16 protein-coding genes and 1 tRNA gene are annotated in these 21,364 nt (G+C 67.4%); 5 read left to right on the top strand and 12 right to left on the bottom strand.

What is annotated here, in order from left to right:
* Positions 1-33: 33 nt before the first annotated feature.
* From ettA to A5781_RS21485, 7 genes are all read right to left on the bottom strand, one after another.
* The gene (gene ettA / locus A5781_RS21515; protein ID WP_067211500.1) at positions 34-1,710 is read right to left on the bottom strand and encodes an energy-dependent translational throttle protein EttA; all 1,677 of its coding nucleotides are present in this window, start codon (positions 1,708-1,710) and stop codon (positions 34-36) included.
* 91 nt (positions 1,711-1,801) lie between these two features.
* On the bottom strand, positions 1,802-2,308 hold the full coding sequence (locus A5781_RS21510) for a single-stranded DNA-binding protein (RefSeq protein ID WP_067211497.1): 507 nt from the start codon (positions 2,306-2,308) through the stop codon (positions 1,802-1,804).
* Between the two features lie 152 nt (positions 2,309-2,460).
* Positions 2,461-4,491: a cytochrome c oxidase assembly protein gene (locus A5781_RS21505; RefSeq protein WP_067211494.1), complete on the bottom strand. Its 2,031-nt coding sequence runs from the start codon at positions 4,489-4,491 to the stop codon at positions 2,461-2,463.
* A gap of 29 nt (positions 4,492-4,520) precedes the next feature.
* Complete coding sequence (locus A5781_RS21500; protein ID WP_067211491.1) at positions 4,521-6,872, bottom strand: glycerol-3-phosphate 1-O-acyltransferase; 2,352 nt, start codon at positions 6,870-6,872, stop codon at positions 4,521-4,523.
* Positions 6,869-8,611, bottom strand: coding sequence for an HAD-IB family hydrolase/lysophospholipid acyltransferase family protein (locus tag A5781_RS21495; RefSeq protein WP_067211488.1), 1,743 nt, complete (start codon positions 8,609-8,611; stop codon positions 6,869-6,871). The genes A5781_RS21500 and A5781_RS21495 overlap by 4 nt, the downstream gene beginning before the upstream one ends.
* A complete protein-coding gene (locus tag A5781_RS21490; RefSeq protein ID WP_067211485.1) occupies positions 8,608-10,077 on the bottom strand; it encodes a wax ester/triacylglycerol synthase family O-acyltransferase in 1,470 nt (489 codons plus the stop codon). The genes A5781_RS21495 and A5781_RS21490 overlap by 4 nt, the downstream gene beginning before the upstream one ends.
* A 150-nt stretch (positions 10,078-10,227) precedes the next feature.
* On the bottom strand, positions 10,228-11,475 hold the full coding sequence (locus A5781_RS21485; RefSeq protein WP_067211482.1) for an alpha/beta hydrolase: 1,248 nt from the start codon (positions 11,473-11,475) through the stop codon (positions 10,228-10,230).
* A gap of 187 nt (positions 11,476-11,662) precedes the next feature.
* On the opposite strand from A5781_RS21485, the gene A5781_RS21480 reads away from it, so the two are divergent.
* Positions 11,663-11,736, top strand: a tRNA-Arg gene (locus A5781_RS21480).
* Between the two features lie 162 nt (positions 11,737-11,898).
* On the top strand, positions 11,899-12,459 hold the full coding sequence (locus A5781_RS25965; RefSeq protein WP_067211478.1) for a hypothetical protein: 561 nt from the start codon (positions 11,899-11,901) through the stop codon (positions 12,457-12,459).
* Between the two features lie 15 nt (positions 12,460-12,474).
* Here A5781_RS25965 and A5781_RS21470 read toward each other — a convergent pair whose 3' ends face one another.
* Complete coding sequence (locus tag A5781_RS21470; protein ID WP_067211474.1) at positions 12,475-13,653, bottom strand: serine hydrolase domain-containing protein; 1,179 nt, start codon at positions 13,651-13,653, stop codon at positions 12,475-12,477.
* Positions 13,650-15,131, bottom strand: coding sequence for a biotin carboxylase (locus A5781_RS21465; RefSeq protein ID WP_156624930.1), 1,482 nt, complete (start codon positions 15,129-15,131; stop codon positions 13,650-13,652). Before A5781_RS21465 ends, A5781_RS21470 begins: the two co-directional genes overlap by 4 nt.
* Positions 15,132-15,874: 743 nt before the next feature.
* On the opposite strand from A5781_RS21465, the gene A5781_RS21455 reads away from it, so the two are divergent.
* The 3 genes from A5781_RS21455 to A5781_RS25730 all read left to right on the top strand — a co-directional run bounded on the left by A5781_RS21455 (position 15,875) and on the right by A5781_RS25730 (position 17,886).
* Positions 15,875-16,321 (top strand): hypothetical protein, encoded by a 447-nt coding sequence (locus A5781_RS21455; RefSeq protein ID WP_067211611.1) that lies wholly within the window; start codon positions 15,875-15,877, stop codon positions 16,319-16,321.
* A 407-nt stretch (positions 16,322-16,728) separates the two neighbouring features.
* On the top strand, positions 16,729-17,499 hold the full coding sequence (locus tag A5781_RS21450) for an enoyl-CoA hydratase (RefSeq protein ID WP_067211467.1): 771 nt from the start codon (positions 16,729-16,731) through the stop codon (positions 17,497-17,499).
* A 102-nt stretch (positions 17,500-17,601) separates the two neighbouring features.
* A complete protein-coding gene (locus A5781_RS25730) occupies positions 17,602-17,886 on the top strand; it encodes a hypothetical protein (protein WP_156624921.1) in 285 nt (94 codons plus the stop codon).
* A 4-nt stretch (positions 17,887-17,890) separates the two neighbouring features.
* Here A5781_RS25730 and A5781_RS21445 read toward each other — a convergent pair whose 3' ends face one another.
* From A5781_RS21445 to pdhA, 3 genes are read right to left on the bottom strand one after another with little or no spacing between them, the layout of a single operon-like run.
* Positions 17,891-19,054 (bottom strand): dihydrolipoamide acetyltransferase family protein, encoded by a 1,164-nt coding sequence (locus A5781_RS21445; RefSeq protein ID WP_067211462.1) that lies wholly within the window; start codon positions 19,052-19,054, stop codon positions 17,891-17,893.
* On the bottom strand, positions 19,051-20,100 hold the full coding sequence (bkdB, locus tag A5781_RS21440) for a 3-methyl-2-oxobutanoate dehydrogenase subunit beta (RefSeq protein ID WP_067211460.1): 1,050 nt from the start codon (positions 20,098-20,100) through the stop codon (positions 19,051-19,053). The genes A5781_RS21445 and bkdB overlap by 4 nt, the downstream gene beginning before the upstream one ends.
* Positions 20,097-21,200 carry a pyruvate dehydrogenase (acetyl-transferring) E1 component subunit alpha gene (pdhA, locus tag A5781_RS21435; RefSeq protein ID WP_067211457.1) on the bottom strand — a complete coding sequence of 368 codons (1,104 nt, stop codon included), beginning with the start codon at positions 21,198-21,200 and terminating at the stop codon, positions 20,097-20,099. Before pdhA ends, bkdB begins: the two co-directional genes overlap by 4 nt.
* Between the last annotated feature and the right edge of the window lie 164 nt (positions 21,201-21,364).

The raw sequence follows: 21,364 nt of genomic DNA, 5'->3' as shown, positions 1-21,364 counted from the left end.
GGGCCGCATTGTCGGGGTGCTGCGCAGCTGACACTAGTCGCGCGTGAGCTTCCGGTGGGTCACTCTGTGCGGCCGGGCCGCGTCAACACCGAGCCGTTCGACCTTGTTCTCCTCGTATGCGCCGAAGTTGCCCTCGAACCAGAACCACTTGGCCTCGTTGTCCTCGTCACCCTCCCAGGCCAGGATGTGCGTGCAGGTGCGGTCCAGGAACCAGCGATCGTGGGAAATGACCACCGCGCAGCCCGGGAATTTCTCCAGGGCATTCTCCAGCGAACCCAGCGTCTCGACGTCGAGGTCGTTGGTGGGCTCGTCGAGCAGAAGCAGGTTGCCGCCTTCTTTAAGCGTGAGCGCCAGGTTCAGCCGGTTCCGCTCGCCACCGGACAGCACGCCGGCCGGCTTCTGCTGGTCGGGACCCTTGAACCCGAACGCCGAGACGTAGGCGCGCGACGGGATCTCGTTCTGGCCGACCTCGATGTAGTCGAGGCCGTCCGAAACGACCTCCCACACGGTCTTCTTGGGATCGATGCCGGCGCGGGACTGGTCCACGTAGCTGAGCTTGACCGTTTCTCCCACCTTGACCGTCCCACTGTCCGGCTGTTCCAGCCCGACGATGGTCTTGAACAGCGTCGTCTTGCCCACCCCGTTGGGGCCGATCACGCCGACGATGCCGTTACGGGGCAGGGTGAAGGACAGGTCCTTGATCAGGGTCCGCCCGTCGTAACCCTTGTCCAGGTGGTCGACCTCGACGACCAGGTTGCCCAGTCGCGGCCCGACGGGGATCTGGATTTCCTCGAAGTCGAGCTTGCGCGTCTTTTCAGCCTCGGCGGCCATCTCCTCGTAGCGCTGCAGGCGGGCCTTGTTCTTCGCTTGCCGCGCCTTAGCCCCCTGCCGCACCCAGGCCAGCTCCTCGGTGAGCCGCTTGTGCAGCTTGGCGTCCTTGCGGCCCTGCACCGCCAACCGCTCGGCCTTCTTCTCCAGATATGTCGAGTAGTTGCCCTCGTAGGGATACGCACGGCCGCGGTCGAGCTCGAGGATCCACTGGGCGACGTTGTCCAGGAAGTACCGGTCGTGGGTCACCGCCAACACCGCCCCCGGGTAGGCGGCCAGGTGTTGTTCGAGCCACTGCACGCTTTCGGCGTCCAGGTGGTTGGTCGGCTCGTCGAGCAGCAGCAGGTCGGGCTTGGACAACAGCAGCTTGCACAGCGCCACGCGGCGGCGCTCACCGCCGGACAGATTCGTCACCGGCTCGTCCGGCGGCGGGCAGCGCAGGGCGTCCATGGCCTGCTCCAGCTGCGAGTCGAGGTCCCAGGCGTCGGCGTGGTCGAGGTCCTCCTGCAGCCGGCCCATTTCCTCCATCAACTCGTCGGAGTAGTCGGTGGCCATCAATTCGGCGACCTCGTTGAAGCGGTCCAGCTTGACCTTGATCTCGCCGAGCCCCTCTTCGACGTTGCCGCGCACCGTCTTTTCCTCGTTCAGCGGCGGCTCCTGCTGCAGGATGCCGACGGTGGCCCCGCTGGCCAGAAAGGCGTCGCCGTTGTTCGGCTTGTCCAGCCCGGCCATGATCCGCAAGACGCTCGACTTGCCGGCGCCGTTGGGGCCAACGACACCGATCTTGGCGCCCGGGTAGAAGCTCAACGTGACGTCGTCCAGGATCACCTTGTCGCCGTGCGCCTTGCGGACCTTTTTCATCGTGTAGATGAACTCAGCCATGCCGCTGTTGTGCCTTTCTGGTCTGCAGAGTGATCTCGCGGACCATCCTAGGCACCGGCCGACAACCGCCGGTCCGCCCCCAAGCCGTCCGTCAAGCCGGCACGGAGAGCGGGGCGCGGTCAGCGGCGGCGTCACCGGAGTCGGCCGGGTCGTCGCCGGCCTTCAGGTCCTCGTCACCACCAACGTCGATGGCCACCACCGAAGTTCCGTTGGCGGCCGCCTGCTCCGGGTTGAGACCGGTGTAACCCGGCTTCTCGATCCGCACAATCGCGCGGGACACGTCGGGCCCGACGGAGGTCGCACGCATCTCCAGTGATGAGCGGCGGTTGCCGTCACGGTCCTCGTACTCGCTGGTATAGACGTGGCCGACCACGATCACCGGGGCGCCCTTGCCCAACGCGGCACCGACGCCAGTGACCAACTTGCCCCAGCAGTTGACGTTGATGAACAGCGAGTTACCCGGCTCCCAGCCGCCGTCTGCCGTGCGCCGGCGGGAATTGCTGGCGACGCGAAACTTGATGACCTCCTGGGTGCCGACCTGGCGGCGTTCGGGGTGGTTGACGATGTGCCCGACGACGGTAAGCGGGGTTTCGAACATTGGAATGATCCCTTCTCGGTTGCTATTGGGCGGTGAACGCGACACCGCCCGTCGTGGCTGCCATTGAGCCCGGCGCCACCGACGGGCCGGCGGGCGAATGGCCCGATCCGGCGGTGCCCCGCCGGCCCTGTGGAAGGAATCGCGACTGTGGATCAGTCCGCGTGGGAGGGCTTCGGCGTGTCGCGCCGCGACAGCTCGGCGAGCATCGCGTTGTAGGCGACCAGCTCGGCGTCGTCGTCGCGGTCGGCGGCGCGGTCCAACCGCCGGGCGGTGCGGTCGTCACTGCGCGCCCACTGCACCAGCAGCGCCAGCATCACGATCACCAGGGGCAGCTCCCCCGCCGCCCAGGCGATGCCCCCACCCAACCGCTGGTCACCGAGCAGGTCGGTGTGCCAGGTCAAACCGAGCGAGCGATAGTAGTCGGCGCCGAGCACCCTGCGGGTGCCCATCAGCACCACCCCGAAGAACGCGTGCAGCGGCAACGACGCGAACACCACGCCCACCTTTGCCAGCGGCGGGATCGGGCGCGGCGTGGGGTCGACCCCGATGACGATCCAGTAGAAGAGGTAGCCGCTGAGCAGGAAGTGCAGGTTCATCGCCAGGTGCCCCGCATGACTGCCCACGGCGTCGTCGAACAGGCTCGACAGGTACAGCCCGTAGAAGCCGGCGACGAAGAGCACGGTGGCCACGACCGGGTTGGTGAGGAACCGCGACAGCCGGCTGTGCAGGGCGGCCAACAGCCATTCCCGCATACCGGGCGGGTCCTCGCGCCCGGCGGCGGGCAACGCCCGCAGGGCCAGGCTCACCGGGGCGCCCAGCACCAGCAGGATCGGCACCAGCATCGACAGGCCCATGTGGGCGACCATGTGCACGCTGAACATCGCCGGCATGTAGCGACCGACCCCCGAGGACGTGACGAACAGCAGCGCCAGGCAGCCGAGCAGCCAGGCCACGGTCCGCCCCGGCGGCCAGGCGTCACCGCGGCGGCGCAGGCGGACCACGGCGGCCACATAGAGGGCGGCGAAGACGATGGCGGCGCTGCCGAAGATCAAGTCGAAACGCCAGTCGAACAGGATCCGCGCCGGGGTCGGCGGACCGTTGAAGTCGTAGCCGATCTCGGCTTCGGGAATCGAGGGCAGCCGGCTCGGCGGCGGTGGTGGTGGGGTGCGGCCCAGCCCGACGGCGACGCCGAAGGTGAGGCCGAAGACCGCGGCCTCGGCGAGCGCCAGCCGGAGCAGGGCGCGGCGCGCCTCCGGCTGAGCCGGTCGCGCTTGCAAACCGGCGACCGACGAGCGCCGCTGGCGCCAGCCGATCACCCCGAGCACGCACAATGCGACGAACTTGCCGACGACCAGTCGGCCGTAGTCGGTGGTCAGCAGGTCGCCCAGCGGGACGCGCACCGCGGCGTTCACCAGACCGCTGAGCGCCATCGCGACCCAGCACCACAGCGCGATTGCGGAGAACCGCCGCGCCGCCAGGGCGACGTGCCCGCCGCCGCGCAGCCCGTAGGCGGTCAACGCCAGCAGGCCGCCGGCCCACAGGCCCGCGGCGACGAGGTGGATCAGCAGGCTGTTGGTCGCCAGGTCGTGTGAACCGCCCGCCGACGAATGGCCGGTCAGCCCGAGCGGGATGAGCGTCAACAGCGAGCCGGCGAACAGCAGCGGCGTCCACGACCAGCGCAGCACCGAGAGGCTGGCCAGCATCACCAGCGCGGCCAGCGCCGCGGTCCAGCGCCACGCGGAGGCGGTGGTGACCAGGCCGGCGATCGACCAGATCCGCACCGGGTTCAGAAGCGCGACCAACGGGCGGCCCGACACGTCGGAAACGGTCAGCGGAACCAGCAGCGCCGCACACGCCGCCCAGACACCCGACGCCACGGTCCCCAGGCGAAGCGCCCGGTACCCGTCGGCGTCCAGGACGCCGCTGCGTTGCGGCGGCACCAGAAAAGCCGCGAACAGGAACGACCCGACGGCCAGCACCGCAGCGATCTCCCCCGCCGCCCGGGCGAGCGGTAGCCCCAGCGTGGTTGCCGGACCCGGGTTCGGCAAACCCGTGGCGGTCAGCGCGTCGGCCAGGGAGAGCGCCCCGATACCGGCCGCCGTGCAGCCCGCCAGCAGCGCGACACCGACCAGCAGCGGCCACACCCGCGCGCGGGGTGGCGTCACCGACCGATCGACCGTCATACAGCCAGGGTATGGGCCCCTACCGGGGACTACCGAGCCAGGCGCTCCCGACGCGCCTTGACCTCGCGGGCGACGAACTGGCCGCGGGCTATCCGCCCGACGTAATCCGAATCCCGCAGGATGTCCCGCAGCTCCCCCCGAAAAGCGGCCCGACGTTCGGCGAGGTCCGGCGCGGGCGCGATGAGATCCTGGTCGACGACGACCTGATAGGCCGTGGCGAACAACAGCGTCGACACCGATTCGCTGCTGCGGACCCGGGTTTGCGCCACGTATTGGCGGCCCACGCCGAGCGCCGACTCGGTGAGGTCCTTCTGGCCGACGTCGGCCGGCGCATCCCGCAGCACGTCGGCGACGATCTCGTAGGCCTCGAAGAACACCCTCAGCATCGCGTCCGCCATCAGCGGACGCTTGGCGAACAGCAGCGCGTCGATCTCCTCGCCGCCGGCGCTGACGTGGGCTTCCCAATCGTCGTGCCAGGCCAGCTCTTCGGCGATGTTGTCCCGGAACGCCGCCGAGTCCGCGAAGTAGAAGTCGAACTTGAGCAGGTCGCGCAGCCGCATCGCCTGTTCCCAGAAGGCGCGCATCCGGTCGCCCTCGGCGTGCCGGGCATGCGCCAGCGCCAATTCGACGATCGAGGTCTCCAGGAAGGCATGGATCAGCGAGTTGCGGTAAAACGCGGCCGCGTGTTGCTCGTCGGGGGCGATGTGCCACACCGGTTCCCGGCCACCGTCGACCCGGGTGATCGGGTGCCCGTTGGACAACGCGTCGACCGCCGCCCGAACACCGGCGCGCGAGCGCAGCCGCAGCGCACTCGTCGACATCGGGTTCTGTTTGCGTTCCAGATAGTCGAGCGAGTCCTGCAGGGTGTGGTGCAGCTGATCGAGCGTCAACGCCGCGCCGCGAGTGGTGAGCAGCAACGCGCACACCAGGCCCGTCGCCGTCACGGGTGTCGCCTGCAGTATCCGCCACGCGACCTCGAACGACATCTTCTGCAGCGCAAGCCGTTTGGCGTCCTGGTCGTGAGTCAGCGTGCCGTGCGTCGGGCCCAGGTACTGGCGCATCGAAACGGCCTCCGGGAAGCGGACGTAGATCTTGCCGTAGTTGCGTTCGCCCTGCGCCCTGATGAAGTTGTACAGCCAGCCAACGCCTTCGGGCGTCTTCTCCCCGCCGCGGGCGTAGGCCGCGTACTCGGCGATCTCGTGCAACTGGTCGAAGCTGATGGACACCGGCTGCAGCAGGATGTCTTCACTGCGGCCGTCCAGGTAGGCGTCCGCGACGTAGGCCAGCAGGCCGAGCTTTGGCGGCAACATCTTGCCCGTGCGCGAGCGCGTGCCCTCGATGGACCAACTCAGGTTGAACCGCTTTTCGACGATGTACCCGACGTATTCGCGGAGAACATATTTGTAGAGCGGGTTTTCGCCGATGTTGCGGCGAATGAAGATGACACCGGACCGGCGCAGCAACGGGCCCATCGCGCCGAACGACAGGTTGATGCCGGCGAACACATGCACGGGCGGCAGCCGATTCTCCTGCATCGCCACCGGCACCACCGCGCCGTCGATGTAGGAGCGATGCGAGAACAGCAGCACCGCCGGATGGGTCTCCAGGGCGGCGCGCATCGCCGCGACCTGATATCCGTCGTAGTCGATCTCCGGATCGAATCCGCGGCTCAGCATCCTGCCCAGGACGGAAACGAGGTCGACGGACACCCGGCTCCAGCCGGTGGAGAGTTCGTCGAGCATCTCGCCCGCTTCGTCGACGGTCGCGCCGGGGATCTTCTTGAGCCCGGCACGAAATCGGCTGGACTCCAAGATCTCCGGCTTTACCAGGCGCGGAGACTTGTACTGTGGCCCCAGGATCCGATACTCGACGCGTTCCAGCGCCAGCAGCGCGCGCCGGATGACGAATCGGGCGAAGTCGCTTTCATTCTCGCCAACGGTGATGTCGCGCCACTGCTCGCGCAGTTCGGAAACTTTCGCGGGTTCGCCGGCCACCACCCGCGCCCGCTGGGGAGCGTTGCGCATGATCTGCAGTTGCCGACGTTCGTTGGGGTGGTAGGGATCTCGCCCCGGTAGCAGGCCGGCCAGCTTGGCGATTCTGCCGCGATCCGGTGGGGGCAGCCAGAACACCCGCACCGGGACGATGGAACGGTCGTCGCCGCCGCCTGCCTCGAGCTGCTCGATCAACGCGGTCAGCGCGTCGCGGGCCGCGGTGGGCGGCGGGAGTTCCAGCACGTCGAATGTCGCCTCGGGCTTATCCGCGCGCTGTTGAGCCATCCAGGCCGTCATCAGTTCCCGCTCGACCGGTGAGGCCATGGACGCCAACACCAGCGAGTCTTGGCCGGTGAGGACCGCGGTGGTATCCGCGGCCGCTTCGGTCACGGCCGCCCTTCGGGCGCGGATTCCGGCGGCTCCGCGCCGGCGGCGGACTCGGCGGGCCCGTGTGCCTCACCGTCTTTGAGGGCGGCCTGGGATTCATGGGGATTCGCCTTGGCGGGCTTGGCTTTCGAGGCGGCCTTCTTCGGCGCGGCCTTCTTCGCCGGTGCTTTCGAGACGGCCTTAGCCGCAGTTTTTTTCGCGGGGGCCTTCGCTTTCTTCGCCGCCTTGTTCTCGGCATATATACCGACCTGGGGCAGCTCGTCGATCGGCCAGTTGGCCAGCGTGTCCAGATACAGCTGGCGAACCTCGGCGATGCGCTCCGAGAGGTTCTCGACGGTCCAGTCCTGCACCGAGATCGGCGGAAAGACGGCGACATCCACGGTACCGGGATTGACTACGGTGGAGTTGCGGGCGGCGACGATTTCCGCGTTGCGGATCACGATCGGGACGATCGGGATGCCGGCCGCCATGGCCAGGCGGAACGGCCCCTTCTTGAAGGGCCCGACTTCGGTGGTGTCGACGCGGGTGCCTTCCGGCGCGATCACGATCGACAGTCCCCTCCGCGCCCGGTCTTCGATCTCGTGCATCGTCTCCACCGCGGCGACGGGGTCGTCCCGGTCGATGAAGACGCCGTCGAGCAGCTTGCCGAGCGTGCCCATGATCGGGTCTTTCTTCAGCTCCTTCTTGCCCACGCCGATCCAATTGTCGCGCACCAGCGCGCCGGCGATGACCGGGTCAACCTGGTTGCGGTGATTGAAGATAAACACCGCCGGTCGCTGCGCGGTCAGGTTCTCCTGACCGATGACGTTGAGCTGCACCCCGGCGATCGCCAGCGACAGCTGCGAGAAGGTCGAGGTGAAGAAGTTGACCCCGCGCCGCCGGTTGCGGGTCAGCACGCCGATGCCTACGGCGCCGGCGGCGACGGGGAACATCGAGCCGAACCCGGCGAGGGTGCGGATCTGCCGGCGCAGGCCCACCGGACCGCGGCTGCTGAACCGCAGGATCGGCCAGCCGCGGCGTTTGGCCACGGCGGCCATCTTGCCCTCGGGATTGGTTGGGCGCGGGTTGCCGACCAGGTACATCAGGGCGACGTCCTCGTCCCCGTCGGCGTAGAAGTAGCTGTCCTTCAGGTCGATGCCGTTCTCGGCGGCAAACCGTTGCACCGCAGCAGCTTTGCCGGGACCCCACAGGATCGGCTTCTGCACACCGCCAGTGAGTATTCCGTCTTCCGTGGTCTCGAACTTGTTGGTGAGCATGTTCGAGATGCCCAGGAACCGCGCCACCGGGTTGACCTGGATGGTCAGCGCCGACGAGCTCAGCACCACGGTATGCCCGCGAGCCACGTGCGCCCGCACCAGCTCGCGCATCTCCGGGTAGATCCGCGACTCGATCCGCTGCACGAACAGCCGCTCGCCGATCTCCTCCAGGTCGTCCAGCAGGCGGCCGGCCAACGCGGCGGCGGCCTTGCCGATGAGGTCCTCGAACTCGATGCGCCCGAGCGTGTGGCTCAGGCCGGCCTGGACCATGCCGAGCAGCTCACCCACGCCCATGTCACGGCGCAGCAGTCGCTCCTGGGTGAGAATCACCGCCGTGAAGCCGGCCACCAGCGTCCCGTCGAGGTCGAAGAACGCCCCGATCTTTGGACCCGGTGGGCTGGCCATGATTTCGGCGACCGAGCCCGGCAAGCGCATGTCCGACCCGGCCGCTCCGCGCTCGTCTCCCTGGTCCTTGGCGGCGCTCATGAGCCCGACACCGCCCGTGCCGAAGTCGCCGGTTCGGTGAACGAGGCGGGCACCGCGTGGGGTGCCCCCTCACCGGCCAGCGCCAGAATTTCGTCGAAGCCCTCCAGCAGGCATTGAGCGAACAGTGGCTCGTTGCGCACCGACGCCCTGTCATAGCGCACGGTGATGGTGCACCACCCGCCCCGCGAGATCAACACCACCATCATCGCCACCCCCGGTAACGGACCGATCCCGTACTGCCGCAACACCTTTGCGCCGGCGATGTAGGTGTCTCCGGGGTACACCGGCACGTTGCTGGCCTGCACGTCGGAGCCGATCACCGAGCCGGTGAGCCCCTCAAGCACCGCGGTCGGCAGGACGCTGAGCAGTGGTGCGACCGAACCGATGATGTTCATCGCGGGCTCGTCGCGGCGCTGCGTCATCTGCGCGCGGATCTTCTTCATCCGCGAAACCGGGTCGACGGTACCCACGGGCGCGGCCAGGTTGACCCCGGTGAACCGGTTGCCGCCCGCCGTGTCGGCCTCGGCCCGCAGGCTCACCGGCACCGCCATCGGCAGTGTGCCGATCGGCACGCCGAGCGCCTCGTGGTAGCGCCGCAGGGCGCCGCACAAGCCGGCGAGGTACGCGTCGTTGATCGATCCGCCGCCGGCCTTGGCCGCCCGGTGCAGGTCGGAGAGCGGGATGTCGATCGCCTCGGTGCGGGTGGCCAGGCTGCGGCGCCGCAGCAGCGGAGACGGCTCGGCTGACCGGTTCAGCACCCGCATCCCGGACATGGCATAGCCCACGATCCCGGACACGGTGGACCCCGGTTCCAGGACGGCCCGTCCGGCCGCCGACACCGCACCGGCCACCGCACTCACGACACCGCCGACCACGGCGGTGGGCAGGTGGTTAATGCCTTGCCGCATCAGGTCATTGGGCGTGAGGTCCTGCGGGATGGGCAGCGGGGGCGTCGGCTTGGAAGGCGGGTCGCGCTCCAGGTCGTAGATTTCCGCGAACATCTGCACACCGCCGACGCCGTCGGTGACCGCGTGGCTGACGTGCAGCAGCGTGGCGGCTTTGCCGTCGGCCAGACCCTCCACCAGGGTGGCCGTCCACAGCGGACGGGAAATGTCCATGGGCGACTGCAGGATCACCTCGGCGAGGTTGAAGACGTCGCGCAGTGTGCCGGGTTCGGCCACCCGCATCCGGCGCACGTGGAACTCGAGGTTGAAATCGGGATCCACCACCCAGCGCGGCGACGCGGTCGGCAGGGTCGGCACGACAACCTTCTGGCGCAGCCGTAACACCCGTCGGGAAGCGTTCTCGAATCGGGTCAGGAACTCATCCCAGTCCGGCGTGGTGTCGAGAAGTTCCAGCGCCATGATCCCCGACCGAGTCCGGGGATTCGCTTCACCACGATGCATCAGATAGTCGACCGGTCCAAGTTGGTCGGACAATTTCACGACCTCGATGGACTCAGTCATGGTCCTCCGCCCGACGCGCCAGCCCTGTCACCGTCGATCAAGCCTCCTGCCTCGGCCCCGCCAACCCCATAGCCAACACAACGCTAGTCGGGTTGCCGCGCTGGTGAAAGGAGCGGCCGGACCGCGGCGCCGGTGACCGAGGGCCCGGGCTCAGCTAGCCGACGTGGCTGCCAGCTGGTCCAAGTCCAGCAGGGAGTTGACGCGCCGGCCATAGATGACGCCCAAGAAATCGGCGACGGCGTCGGCGGCCAGCCGCGATCGAACCGTGGAGAGGATGTCGAACGCGTGGTGCGCATTGGCGAGCTCCGCGTGGGCCACCGTGGCAGCGCCGGCCGCGCGCAACGCCGCGCAGAAGCCCCGGGCCTGGCCACTGGGAACCAACTCGTCCTTCTCGCCGTGCAGCACGAAGAAGGGCGGCGCGTCGCTGTGCACGTAGGTAACCGGTGACGCCGCCCTGAACCGCTCGGGCTTGTCGGCGTAGCGGGCCTTCACGACGAACTGCTCGAGGAACGGCACCATCAAGTCGTGCATGTTCTCGAAATCGGTGAAGTCGTAAACGCCGTAATAGGGCGCGACGGCCTGAACCGTCGTGTCGGCGCCTTCGAATCCGGGTTGGAACGCCGGGTCGTTCGGGGTGAGCGCGGCCAGGGAGGCCAGGTGTCCGCCGGCCGAGCCGCCGGTGATCGCGATGAAGTCGGGATCACCCCCGTAGTCGGCGATGTTTTGGCGGACCCACGCGATCGCCCTCTTCACGTCGATGAGGTGCGCGGGAAACGTCGAACGTGGGCTCTTGCAGTAGTTGATCGAGACGCAGATCCAGCCGAGTTCGGCCATGCGGCTCATCAGCGTGTAGGCCTGCACTCGTTTGTCGCCGACCGTCCACGCCCCGCCGGGGACCTGGATCAGCACCGGCGCCCGCCGCCCCGGCGCCAGGTCATGACGGCGCCAGATGTCGAGCAGGTTGTCGCGCCCACCCGGACCGTAGGAGATGTTTGACGTCTGCGCCGCGTACCGGCGATGCGGCCCTGGCCTGTTCAACATGCCGCTGCGTGGCGCGCAGACCGGCTTGATGCTGGTCGGGTGGCACACCTGCTCGCGGAAGTCCGGACCGAACGACTCCTCGAGCGCGGCGGTCAGCGCCCTATCCGCCCGCTGCGCCGCCCAGGATGTGCCGACGCGGCCGATGGACGGGTGCGCGACCCGCGACAACGCGTGCCCGGTCACGACGTGCGGTGGAAACTCCGTCGAAAGCCAGCCCACGAGGCAGCCCAGCGCCAATGGCGACCCCCGCAGCAAAAGGGTGCCGGCCCGGTAGGCATCCATCGCGTCGGCCGCCAGGCGTGCTGCCTGGGTACCAGCCCAAGAGCACCGTGAAGTCAGGTGCGTGGTCACGCTCATAGCAACGCCACCCCTCGACGATCTGCACACGCCTCGTTGCGGTAAACGGCCGATTACCGGCCGGTGTTGTACGTGTGTCGAGGGTCCCAACCATAGCCGATAACCCCGGCGCGGGAACGCTTTTCGCGCGCGTCGCGGCGGCGAGTCGTCTCGCGACACGCCGTTGGAATAGACTGACCTGCACATTGCCTCCGTAGCTCAGGTGGATAGAGCAAGGGCCTTCTAATCCCTAGGTCGCACGTTCGAGTCGTGCCGGGGGCACTATCTGGTGTGTTTCGGCTGATGCTTTACACCCCGTTTCGGTTGATCCTTGACACTCCACTTGATGAGGGCGTTGAGCGTGGCCGGGCAGCGGTACGTCGCCGTGAGGGCGGTGATTAGTGATGGGTTTGCGTGCGGCAGCGCTGCGGGTAACCACCCGGGGTGCGCGCGGAATCTGTGATTCCTGCAGCTGCGGCCGTCGTGGCCATTGCCGCATACCCATGTCCCACCGGTTCGGCTGACCCCACGTCGGAGAATCCACCGTTCCCGATCGGTCAGATGGGCGTGCCCGTGCATGCGCGGGCGGCCGGCGGCGCGACCGCCGACATCACGGTCAACAGTGCAACGTGGTTACCGCCGGGGTGCGCCTCTCATTTTGCGAATCCGGCGGCTGACTCCGGGTGCAACGTCGTGGAAGTCACTATCACCGCGACGTCCCACCGGTTCTTCCAGTTCGACCAGAACTACATATTCGCTGGATACGGCGGCGGCAATCAGCCGTTGACGCATCCCGCCGATGCGCCGCAGCCGGCGACGTTTGCGGTCGACTACCAGAGGCTCGACAAGATGCCCCCGCTGGAAATGGGCGGACTTCACGACGGGCAGACCGCACATGGATTCGTTGGCTTCGTTATGCCGCCGGGCGACGACCTGTACATCACGATCAACGATCCCGCGCAACACGCTCCCTACACCGAAGCCGGCTGGATCGTCCACACCTGACGCGGGCACCAGGCACTAACCGGAGACTCCGGCCAGTTCGTGCGCCACCGCATCGAACGCGCGCAGCGTGTCCAGCATGTGCGGCTCATGGGAGTGCGGCTGGGTGGACACCTTGGCGGCCACCATCTCCGCGGCGCGGTTGACGTAGATCATCTGGCCGCACATGCCCAGGGACAGCACCACGTTGTTGCCCGGGTAGGGGAACCACATCTGATTTCGGTACATCCCGCCAGGCAGGTCGGTGTCGTGGTCGGGGCTGGCGGCGAACGCCTGACGGGAGTCGGCATCGCCGTCGAGGGTGTCGGCGATCCACGCCGCCGGCATCACCTGCTGCCCGGTCAGTGAGACACCGTCGCGCAGAAACAGCGACCCGAACCTGATCATGTCGGTCAGACAGGCGCTGACGCCGCCATCGCAAAACCCAGTACCGACCGGGTCGACGGCAATGGTGGCGTCGCGTTGGGCGCCGATCCGGCTCCACAGCAGTTTCGACATCAACTCGGGCATCCGCTGGCCGGCAGCGACCTCGCAGATCCAGCCGAGGACGTCCGTTTCACACGAGCGGTATTCGAACGGTCCGCCGTGAGCCGACTTCTGCCGCAGGGTCAGCAGGAAGTCGTGCAGCGTGGCAGGGACGTCCGGGCCGGTCTTGGGTGCCCACCCCATCGCCTGGTCGAGACGGTGGATCTCGGCGGCCGGGTCGTCGTAATTTTCGGAGAAGGCGATGCCCGACCTCATGTCCAGCAGGTGGCGCACCGTCGCGCCGGCGTAGCCGCAATTGGCCAGGGCGGGAACGTATCTCGTGACCGGCGCGTCAAGATCGATCGCACCGGAGCCGTGCAACCCGCCTGCCACCGCCGCCACCATCGACTTGCTCACCGAGAACAGCAGGTGCCGGGTCGTGGCCGTCATGCCGTCCAGGTACTCCTCGGCCACCGTCGAGCCGCGGTGGGCGACGGCCCACCCGTCGGTGACGGTGGCGGCCATTACCGCGCCGACGGTGGCGGCCGTCCCATTGGTGTTGGTCACCGGGATTTCGGCCACGGGAGCACGGGCGGCGGGCAGGCGCGCGACCGGCCCGGTCCCCCGGGGGATTACCGCGGTCGGCACCATGTTTTCGACATGCTGGAAGGACCACCGCGCGTAGGGCGGCGACAGCCAGTTGTGCAGTGCGATGCCGGCCGGGCGGCTCACGCGCGCGCGACGAGTCGCGAGACGATCGGCGCGGCGGGCGTCAGGGGCGTTGAGGTGAACTTCGCCTTCATACCCTTGACCCAGCGCTGGCAGCGCTCGCTGAGCTGATAGTCGTCCGTCTGCAGGTGTGCGCGGGTGACGAGCACGCCGAGTTGGGCGCCCTCGGAACGCAAGTCGCCGGGCGCCGCGACCCGCATGTAAAAGGCCTCGGAGCCGTCGAGCAGCGTGGCCCAGTCGTTGGCGGTCCGCGAAAAGGAGACCCGACCGTCGTCGTCGATACGCCATACCCCGGTGCGTGGCGTCGCGGTGAAGATCTCGATATCCGGCGAGGTCTCGGTGAGTATCACCTGGCCCCAGACCTCGTCTTCGCCGTAGCCGCGCTCCCAGCGGGAGTTGATCTCGTCGATGTCGAGCTCGTACTCCACGTCCATGTACTCGAGCAGGTGAAAGAGGAACAACGGCATGTCGGCGTAGGCCTCGGTGGTCAAGTTCGTCATCGGACTCGCGCCACTCAGGCGCGGATTCACCTCGCCGAGGTAGAGCTCGTCGGAGTCGAGGTCGTGCAGCAGGTCCACCTCGAAGTAACCGAGGTAACCCTCGCGGCGCATGACGTCGCCCAGCTTTGTCACCATTTCTCGCGCGGCACGCGTCTGGGCGGGCGGCAGCACCTCGTGCCAGATGTCATTGCCACACCAGCTGCCCCGGCTCGGAGTCAGCTCCGAATAACCGACGAGACTGGTCATCGCGGGGCCGACCACAGTGCCGTGGCGGGTCACGGCCCCCTCGAGGCACACCTCCACATTGCGGATCCGCTTCATGACTTTGAGGTCCTGCCCGACCAGGTCACCGGCGTGCTCGTCCCAGTCGCGCTGACCGTGCACAAAGAACGTCCCGCTGCCGGCATTGCCATACGCGATCGAGATGACGAGATCGTCTCCCAAGCCGGCGTTTTGTGCGAGCGCCATCAGTTCGTCATAGGAGCCGGCCCGCCCAATCGTATTTGGCACGCTCGGCACCCCCGCCTCGCTGGCCAGGCGCGTCATGACGATCTTGGAGCCCAGGCGATTGCGCAGCTCGATCGGCGGATGCATGACCTCGAGGCCCGCGGACCGCGCGAGGGCCTGGATTTCCTCGTTCATCATCACAAAGCAGCACTTGCCGCCGGGGCCTTTACCGGCGATGAACTCCAGCGTCTCGGGGTCGGACAGGAGATGGCTGCACACCTCGTCCATCGAGTCGAAATCGCGGCGGTCACGTCGCCGCGGCACGAACACGCGCGAGTGTGTGCCCTCGAAAGAGTCAAAGTAGGTCAGGTAGAAGAAGTTTCGTATCCAGCGGTCAACGCCCAACAGGTTGAACGGGGTCGGCGAGATGAAGTACAGCGGCACCTTGTTGGTGTGAAAGAACGCGCGTATGTCCGAGAGGCCCTTCAACGGGCGGCGCGGCTCCGGCTCGGGCCCACCGGCGGGCACGATCAGGCCACCCGCGGTGGCGCTGCGCTCAGCGCGTAGGCGGTGCAATCAAGGAGGTTCATTCCACAAGTGTGAACCCGCATGGCCTGCGGCACTCCCTTAACGGAGTTCCTTCATGAACTCTTTCGCCATAGGTGCCACCGTTAGCAATGCATTGAGGCGCCCGAGCGTTGCCCATCCCGTGGCCCGCGTGCAACCGCGAACCGCCACTACGACGCCGGTGCGACCTGCCAGACGAGGTCACGCGCTTTTGCGGTCGTCCGGTCGCACGAAACCGTGTGGCCGGTCGCGTCCTTCGTGGTCACATTCCGCATGGAACAAGGGTGACCCGCGGCGGGCCTGTTCGCGGAGATCAGACACAGACCGAGCACGATCAGACCGGCGATTACGGCAGAGACTATCGCCAGGCGAACGTAACCGACTTTCTTGTCTGCTGTCTTCTGCTCCGCCACGATTCGCATTGAGTGCTCCTGCCGTCGGCGCCTTGCGTGGGCGCTCTCTGCGGCCCGCTATCAGCATCAGCGGTAGGCCTTGGCGGATTCTCAAAGGCTCCTTGGTGCCCTCGCGCACCGTCGCTGCGCCGCAGGACACAACGGTGTTAAAGGCTCTCAACAAGTGCTGCATTGCCGCCGGTCGCCAAACGTTTGCCAAATAGACGGTTAGGGAACGACAATTAGCGTGTCGTGCGAGCAGACGACGCTGGTCGGGGGATTATGACTTAGGGCGTCTCTATTCGAGGGGTGGTCGATGTGACGTCGGACGACTGGCAACCGGTGGTGCGAGTTGGAGAACCCAAGTTCGTAGCCGGGCTGGGGAACAGGATCAAAGTTGAGGTCAAGACACGGGGGTGGCTAAGCCGAGACTGGCGCGGCTACTTCGGTGCCCAGGTTTCGCAGCAACGGCTCGATGCCCGGTACTCCTCCTATCCCTGTTGGGATGAGGTCCAGCGCATCGAGGGCACGTGCGCCGTGGACGAAGCGGAGCGTTACATCGAAATGATCGATGCGGCAATCCACTATGCGAATACGAGGCTGCGCTACGACGCGTTGCCAAGCACGGTGATCCAAGGAACGCAGCGGGATCAACGAGCGGGTGCCGTCAGACGGCGCCAAGCGGCGCTCGATCAGCTGGCGAAGAGGTTGGCTAGACCCGATGCGGGTGAGCAAACTAGTCAAGGCTCCAGGCTCAATGCGTGATGCTCCTTGGGCGTCGGGTCAAGCGCGGTGGCGCATTTTCGGTCCTGAATCACATCTCCGTCATTAAACGACGTGCCGTGTCTCGGCACCTTTTCGAGCGTCGCTCGAGCGCCCAGGGCAAACGTATTCGCCTTTTCCCAACCATTCTTTGGAAATGCCCGTAGCCGACCTCCAATAGCGTTCGCGTCCTGAGGGGAAGCGAATCCCCCGCCGGTCAAGACCGAATGCGAAGGCATTAAAGGGTTCCCGCTGGTGCCTATCGGGCGAAACTCGCGGCGACCGCGCTCACACCGGTTGCCATCCGCAAGCAGGTCGCGCAGTACCCTTACCCTGCCCCGGAGTCGCAGCCGACGGCACAGCATCGTGCGTCGCCCGGACCCGCCAAACCCAAGCCGCGGAGGTGCCCGATGGCCCAATCCGACCTCGTCTTGTTCACCGTCGACAAACGCGTCGCACTCATCACCGTCAACGACCCTGACCGGCGCAACGCGGTGACCGCCGAGATGTCGGCGCGCCTGCGCGCCGCCGTGGAGCGGGCCGAGGCCGATCCCGACGTACACGCCCTGGTGGTCACCGGCGCCGGCAAAGCGTTCTGCGCCGGCGCGGACCTCAGCGCGCTCGGCGCCGCGGGCGGCGACAAGGCCGAGACGGGTCTGCAGCAGCTCTACGACGGCTTCATGGCCGTCGGCAGTTGCCGGCTGCCCACCATCGCCGCGGTCAACGGCGCGGCCGTCGGCGCGGGTCTGAATCTCGCACTGGTGGCCGACGTGCGCATCGCCGGTCCGGCGGCGCTGTTCGACGCCCGGTTCCAGAAGCTCGGGCTGCATCCCGGCGGTGGTGCGACCTGGATGCTGCAGCGGTCGGTGGGCCCGCAGGTGGCCCGCGCGGCCCTGCTCTTCGGCATGCGTTTCGACGCTGAGGCCGCCGTGCGCCACGGCTTGGCGCTCTCCGTCGCCGACGATCCGGTCGCCGCAGCGCTGGAGCTCGCCGCGGGGCCCGCGGCCGCCCCGCGCGAGGTCGTGCTGGCGACGAAGGCCACCATGCGCGCCACCGTCAGCCCGGGATCGCTGGACCACGAGCAACACGTCTTCGCCATGCGCACCGAGCTCGGCCCGCAGGCCTACTCCATGCAGTCGCCCGAATTTGCCCAGCGACTGGCTGCGGCGCAGCGACGGTAGTGCAATCATGGGCTAGCAGGTTGGGATCGGTAGCAGAGCAAACGTTGTGTGCTTGCTGCGACGACGCCAACCGACCCGGCGCATGGACAAAGGACACGTTGCGTGAACATCACCCTCACCCGCATCGCCGCCGGCGCTCTGCTTTCCAGCGGACTCGCCACGGCCGGATTCGCACTGGCTGCCGGCACCGCCCACGCCCAGCCAAGCCCTGCGCCGCAGGTCTACTGGTGCCCCAATCAACCGTGGAACCCGGCATGGGGCGAGAACAAGTACTGGAATCAGTGCTGGGACACCGATAACCCGCCGAACTACCCACCCCCGCCTCCTTCGCGCGCGCCCAATTTCAACTGCGGCCTGTTCTGGTGCCCCGTACCGCCGCACCCCTGAGCTTTTACAGGTCGAGCAACGCGGTCGCGGGTGACTCGACCAAGTCCCTCAGCTCGGTGACGAGCCGGGCGGCCTGGGCGCCGTCGGCGACGCGGTGGTCGAACACGCAGGTCAGGGTCATCGTCGGGCGCACCAAGACCTGATCACCGACGGCGAGCGGGCGCGGCTTGATCGACCCCATCCCCAGGATGGCCGCTTCGGGATGGTTGATCACCGGCACGCCGTCGTCGGCGCCCAGTGCCCCGAAGTTCGACACGGTGAAGGTGGAGCCACGCAACTCCCCCGGCGTGAGCGTGCCTTCGCGCGCGCCGGTGATCAATTCGGCTGCCCGAGCGGCCAGTTGGCGGGTGGTCATGTTGTGCGCGTCGGTGATCACCGGAACCAGGAGCCCGCGTGTGGTGGCCACTCCGAATCCCAGGTGCACTTGATGATTGATGCGAATCTGCGGGCCCTCGGGCGAGTCGACCCACGCCGAGTTGAGAATCTCGTTGTGGCGCAGCGCAATTACCAGCATTCGCATTGTCAGGACGAACGGCGTGATCCTCTGCTCTGCCGACGCCAGGTCGGACAGCCTCAACAACTCGGTACAGTCAACTGCGACGCTGACCTTGGCCGCGGGGATCTCCCGGTGCGACGCCGTCATTTTGTCGGCCATCCGGGCGTGCACGCCTCGGACCGGTCGAACGTCGGCCCCGTTTTGGTCAGCCGCCGCCAGCACGTCCGCGCGGGTGATGATGTCGGCGGGATCGCGCTGCAGCGAGCGCAGGTCGACCATCAGCTCCTTGGCCAATTTGCGGGTTGGCGGGGCCGCGCGTGGGCGGCTGCTCCGCCGGCTGACATCGATGTCGGCGTCCGCGCCGTAACCGACCAACGTGGGCAGCTGCCCGGAGGGCGCGGGGATGTCGCCGTTCAGCGGTGCGGTGTCGATGCGGACCAGCACCGCGCCCACCGGGAGCACATCGCCTTCGCCGCCGTGAGTTTCGACGATGCGGCCCCCATACGGGCTGGGCAGTTCCACCTCCGCCTTGGCGGTCTCGACGGAGCAAAGCACCTGGTTGAGCTCGACATCGTCGCCCGCGGCGACATTCCAGTGCGTCACCGTCACTTCCTGTAATCCCTCACCGAGGTCGGGAACCCGGAACGACTTGACCCGCCCGTCGGCGCTCACGGCTGCCCCAACGCACGCTCGACGCAGTCCAGCAGCCGGTCGGGCCCCGGTAGCCACAATCGCTCCAGTCGCGCGGGCGGGTACGGAGTGTCAAACCCGCAGGCGCGCAACACCGGCGCTTCCAGTTCGTAGAACATTTCCTCTTGGATCCGGGCGGCCAACCCGGCGCCGTATCCCAGGCTGCGCGGCCCCTCGTGCATCACCACACAACGTCCCGTCCGATGAATTGACGCCGCCACCGTATCGAAGTCCAACGGGACCAGTGACCGCAAGTCAATTACCTCCAGGCTCCAACCACGTTGCCGCTGCGCCTCTTCCGCGGCGCCGACCGCGGTGCTGACCAAGCTGCCGTAGGTCACCACAGTGACGTCGGAGCCGGGCCGGCGCACCGCCGCCCGGCCGATCGGCGGTTCGGGCCGCTCGGTGTCGACGGTGCCGCGGACCTGATAGCGGCGCTTCGGCTCGAGATACATCACCGGGTCCGGGCAAGAGATGGCATGGCGAAGCAGCCAATACGCGTCGGCCGGGTTAGACGGAACCACCACCTTCAGGCCCGCGGTATGCGCCCAATACGATTCGGTGGAATCCGAATGATGTTCGGCGGCACCGATTCCGCCGAAGGACGGGATCCGCACCGTCACCGGCATGTTGATCTCGCCGCGGGTGCGGGTGCGGTATTTCGCCAGATGGCTGACCACCTGATCGAAGGCCGGGTAGGAAAAGCCGTCGAACTGAATTTCCGGCACCGGCACGAAGCCGCGTAGTGCCAGTCCCACCGCGATCCCGATGATGGCGGACTCTGCCAGCGGCGTGTCGAAACATCGCTGCTCGCCGAACGTTTGGGCCAGCCCTTCGGTTACCCGGAACACCCCGCCCTCGACCGAGACGTCTTCGCCGAACACCAGCACCCGGTCGTCGGCGGCCATCGCGTCATGCAGGGCACGGTTGAGCGCCTGCACCATGGTCAGCGACTGCGCTCCGGCGTTCTCCGTTGTGGCGGTGAGGGTGTCGTCGGGACTCGCCGGGCGATCAGCAAGCTGAGTCATTCAGGCCTCCCATCGCTTCGGTCGAGTTCGGCACGCAGCGCTTGGCGTTGGGCGTGCAGCCCGGGCGTGATCTCGGCGTATACCGTCGTGAACACCTCGTCGATGTCGAAATCGGGTGCGCCGAACACCGCGTCGCGCAGTTCGGCGCGCATCCGCTTGGAGCGGGCAGCGACGCGGTCCTCCAGGCGGTTCGACCACAATCCCTGGTCCTGCAGGTAGGTGCGGTAGCGCGGGATGGGGTCGAGCGCCGACCAGCGGTCCACCTCCTCCTGGGTCCGGTAGCGGCTGGGATCATCCGAGGTGGTGTGCGGGCCGAGCCGGTAGGTGACCGCCTCGATCAGGGTCGGGCCACCGCCGGCCCGGGCGCGGGCCGCGGCCTCGGCCATCACCGCGTAGCAGGCCAACACGTCGTTGCCGTCCACCCGGATCCCGGGCATGCCGTAGCCGATTGCCTTGTGCGCGATGGATGGTGCCGCGGTCTGTTTGTGAATCGGCACCGAGATCGCCCATTGGTTGTTCTGCACGAAGAACACGCACGGCGTGGCGAACACGGCCGCGAAGTTCAGCGCCTCATGCACGTCGCCCACGCTGGTCGCGCCGTCGCCGAGGAAGGCCACCGTCACCGAATCCTCGCCGAGGCGTTGCGCGGCCATCGCCGCCCCGACGGCGTGCAGGGTCTGGGTGCCGATAGGGATCGCGGTCGGGGCGCAGCACTTCTTAGTGAATTCCAGTCCGCCATGCCAGGTTCCACGCCACACCGCGCCGACGTGCCCGGGCGGGATACCGCGCACCAGATAGACGCCAAGCTCACGGTATTGCGGAAACAACCAGTCCGTCTTGCGCAAACAGGCCGCCGCGCCCACCTGGGCGGCTTCCTGACCGCGGCACGACGCGAACAACGCCAACTCTCCCTGGCGCTTAAGGTTGATGAACTCGGTGTCCAGCTCGCGGGTGACCACCATCATCTCGTAGAGCCAGCACAGTGTCTCCGCGGGAAGGTCACGGCCATAGCGGGGTTCGGGCGTCGGTGTCCCATCCGCGGCGACGAGTTGCACCGGCTCAAGGTCGACGCTCATCGGCAGTTGGGGCACCGTCGCCATACCGTCTCCCTACCTCGGTGCCGCAGGGGTCACAGTCTCAGCCGGGACCTACCGCGAAGCCGAAGCCGATCGCCAGCTACACGAAAGGCTCCGCTCGCCGCGACACTGGCGTACTCACCATTATGCGCTCAAATGAGAAGAGACCGCGGTGATCGCGCACGTGT

Origin of the sequence: Mycobacterium sp. 852002-30065_SCH5024008 (assembly GCF_001665645.1) — a bacterium.
GTDB lineage: Bacteria > Actinomycetota > Actinomycetes > Mycobacteriales > Mycobacteriaceae > Mycobacterium > Mycobacterium paraffinicum.
Note: the sequence above shows the minus strand (reverse complement) of the source record. Positions and strands in the feature narration are given on the sequence as shown.